Source organism: Lutibacter sp., assembly GCF_040883305.1.
GTDB lineage: Bacteria > Bacteroidota > Bacteroidia > Flavobacteriales > Flavobacteriaceae > Lutibacter.
On sequence record NZ_JBFLKT010000348.1, the window covers coordinates 1 to 3,269 of the forward strand.

The 3,269-nt window shown below is 33.1% G+C and carries 4 protein-coding genes; 2 read left to right on the forward strand and 2 right to left on the reverse strand.

What is annotated here, in order from left to right; all coding sequences use genetic code 11:
* Window positions 1-855 (forward strand): pyruvate formate lyase family protein (locus tag AB1Z17_RS11190; RefSeq protein WP_368051878.1); only part of this gene is annotated, 855 nt, incomplete at its 5' end.
* Window positions 856-1,166: 311 nt separating this feature from the next.
* Entirely contained in the window at window positions 1,167-2,075 is a 909-nt protein-coding gene (locus AB1Z17_RS11195) for a glycyl-radical enzyme activating protein (RefSeq protein WP_368051879.1), read from the forward strand.
* Window positions 2,076-2,258: 183 nt separating this feature from the next.
* On the opposite strand, the gene AB1Z17_RS11200 is transcribed toward AB1Z17_RS11195, so the two are convergent.
* Entirely contained in the window at window positions 2,259-2,672 is a 414-nt protein-coding gene (locus AB1Z17_RS11200; RefSeq protein ID WP_368051880.1) for an HU family DNA-binding protein, read from the reverse strand.
* Between the two features lie 208 nt (window positions 2,673-2,880).
* On the reverse strand, window positions 2,881-3,269 hold a 389-nt coding region (locus tag AB1Z17_RS11205), incomplete at its 5' end, for a hypothetical protein (RefSeq protein ID WP_368051881.1).

Consider the following 3,269-nt stretch of genomic DNA (forward strand, 5'->3'; position numbering starts at 1 on the left):
GTGAGTAATTATATCGACCGCATGTTTGCAAAATACAGTCCCGCCACATTTTTATCGGTGGTTATAGAAGATTGTATTACCAAAGGAAAGGATTATTACAATGGCGGGCCGCGTTACAATACAAATTACATTCAATGTACCGGTTTAGGAACTGTTACGGATAGTTTAGCCACATTAAAAAAGCACGTTTTTGAAGATAAAACGGTTGCAATGGATACACTTTTAAATGCTGTTTCAACCAATTTTGAAGGTAAGGAAATTTTACGTCAAACCATATTGAATAAAACTCCATTTTACGGAAATGATGATGCGTATGCAGATGCAATTGCACTTGAAGTGTACAACGATTTATTTGAAGCAATTGATGGAAAACCAAATACAAAAGGGGAAACCTTTCATTTAAATATGTTGTCCACAACCTGTCATGTGTATTTTGGAAAAATAATGGGTGCAACACCAAACGGGCGTTTAGCGCATAAATCTATTTCCGACGGAACTTCACCATCACACGGTGCAGATACCAACGGACCTTCGGCAGTAATAAAATCTTTGACAAAGTTAGATCAAACCAAATCTGGAGGAACGTTGCTGAACCAACGTTTTTTACCAAGTTTATTAAAGCGCGATGAAGATTTAAAAAAATTAGGACATTTAGTACGTAGTTATTTTGCGTTGGGCGGACATCATATTCAGTTTAATATTGTAGATACTGCAACTTTGTATGCTGCACAAGAAAACCCAGAAGATTATAAAGATCTATTGGTGCGTATGGCAGGTTATAGCGATTATTTTAACGATATGAATGCTGATTTACAACAAGAGGTTATTGATAGAACCGAAAATGAATCGTTTTAGATAAATTTCGTCAGTTCGAGTGATTTTTAGAAATAAAATGAAGGAAAATTGTATCGAGAACTTTTCAGAAGTGCAAGACTTCTGGATACACTTCTCCCAGGGTCGAAGCACTCGAAGTGATGCTTTTATAGTGAATAGTGTATAAGTTGAGCGTTTTTTGAAAAGCAATGTAGGTGTATAAACTTCGTCAGTTCGAGTGATTTTTGATAAAAAATTGTATCGAGAACTTTTTAGTAGCTATGATTACTTCTCGATACGCTGCTCCTAAGGTCGCAGCACTCGAAGTGACGATAGTTAAATAAAATAAAAATATGAGTACAGGTTTAATTTTCGATATTAAAAAATATGCTATAAATGATGGTCCTGGAATTCGGTTAACAGTATTTTTTAAAGGCTGTAATTTGCAGTGCCAATGGTGTCATAATCCAGAAAGCATGTCGCCAAAGGTGCAAAAAATGTACAACGCTAAAAAGTGTATAGGCGCATTAAGTTGTATAGAAAATTGTCCAAACGATGCTTTAAAAATGACTTCGGAAGGTATTGAAACTGACTATAATGTATGCAATTTATGTGGAACATGTGCTGAAGTGTGTCCAACAAAAGCATTTGAAATGTTGGGTTCAAACATTCCAATTTCAGACTTGATGCAAAAGATTGATAACGAAGCCATATTTTTTGACCAGTCGGGTGGAGGAGTTACTTTTTCGGGAGGAGAACCTTTAATGCATGCGGACTATTTATTGGAAGCCTTAAAAGCATGTGGAAAACGCAATTACCATAGAGTAGTGGATACCACAGCTTTTGCGAGTGCAGCAACTGTTTTGGAAGTTGCCGAACACACCGAGCTATTTTTAATTGATTTAAAAGTGATGGATTCCAAAAAGCATAAGCAGTTTACAGGTGTTTCTAATGCAAAAATACTGTCAAATATTGTAGCATTGGCAAAAACAAATTGTGACATCATTTTTAGAATTCCGTTAATTAAGGGTGTAAATACTTCCGAAGAAAATATTAGAGAAACGGCCAATTTTATAAATTCTTTAGCAGGAAATAGGAAGGTGGTTAATTTATTGCCTTACCATAATATTGCAGAGAATAAGCATATAAAATTAGGAGCTCCAACTAACAATCACGTATTTGAAACTCCTGATTTAAATGAATTAACCACTATTGTTGCACTATTTAACAGTGTTGGAATTACTGCTACCGTTGGGGGATAAAAAAATAGGCAGTTTGAAATATAGTAAAACCCGTTATTCTGAACTTGATTCAGAATCTCATGATACTGATTGACGAAATTGTCGCTTTTTAAACAGCCTTATATATTAATGATTTGAATTTTTTGTACTTTTAAAGCTATTGTATTCAGTTGCTTTTGTAGGAATAGTCGGATTTAAACATTATTACTTTTTCATTTTTTTGTATGTAGTTCTTCCCGGTCTTTTTCTAAGATTGTTCGATTGTGTTTTCCCAACTTCATTTTTTCCGTCAATTGGTCTGACTCTTGAATTTTTAGATGAGGTTTGTCCAGATTTTTGATTTAAATTTCCTGCGCTACTAGGATTATTCATCCAGTTATGTTGTGCTTTGGTTTTATTAGAAATTTTTATTTCTTTTCCTGTTTGTGGGTTTCTTCCTGTTCGTGCAGCTCTTTTTTGTGAATTATTAGCATCTTTAGCCATGGCGTCAATAAGCTCACCTTTGTTCATTTTAGTGTGGCTTGAAGCTTTATAATAGTCGTAGCCTTTTTTAGAAGTTTGTGAAAATGTAATTGTTGAAATAAATAATGTTGCGAATAAAAATAATGTAGTTTTCATGATAGTTGTTTTATAGTTTGTAAAATTTTGTTTCTTTACAACTATATCAACCAATTTTAAATTTTGTTACCCTAAAATTTAAATTATCTAAAATTCCAGTTTGAATAATTGGTGGTTGCTTCTATTGTACCAACAGAGGTTAAAAATGTATAGAGCGCTTTTTCAGATTTTTTTTTAATTTAATGTATTGTTTATTTATGAAGTAAACTTAATAACTTCCTCTACCCATTCCTTTTTGTTTTCCACCACTTCTTTTAAATTGTTGACCACTTTGGCCTTGCTGATTTTTCTGAGTGTTAGGATTTAATTTTTTCAGCGCTCCTTTTTGGTATTTTATCCACACTTTATACTGTTTTTCAGACAATTCTTTTTCTAGAGTAGTATTCAAAATGTTTTTTTGTAATAGCACTTTTTTACGCAGAGGAGCTAGCATTTCATTTGCTTGCATTTGAGATTCTTTCATTCTACTCGAATCACGATTTAGCATTGCTTCGCTTCTTTTTTTGGTTAAAAATTTATCCACATCATCAAATGTTTCATAATTAAATGTTTTTATTTCATTTACTTTATTGTTGTGCTTTGAAATAGCTTGCATTA

Excerpts from the sequence above, each read along its gene's own strand:
- AB1Z17_RS11195 (WP_368051879.1), top strand. The coding sequence starts at position 1,167 with ATGAGTACAGGTTTAATTTTCGATATTAAAAAATATGCTATAAATGAT.
- AB1Z17_RS11200 (WP_368051880.1), bottom strand. The coding sequence starts at position 2,672 with ATGAAAACTACATTATTTTTATTCGCAACATTATTTATTTCAACAATT.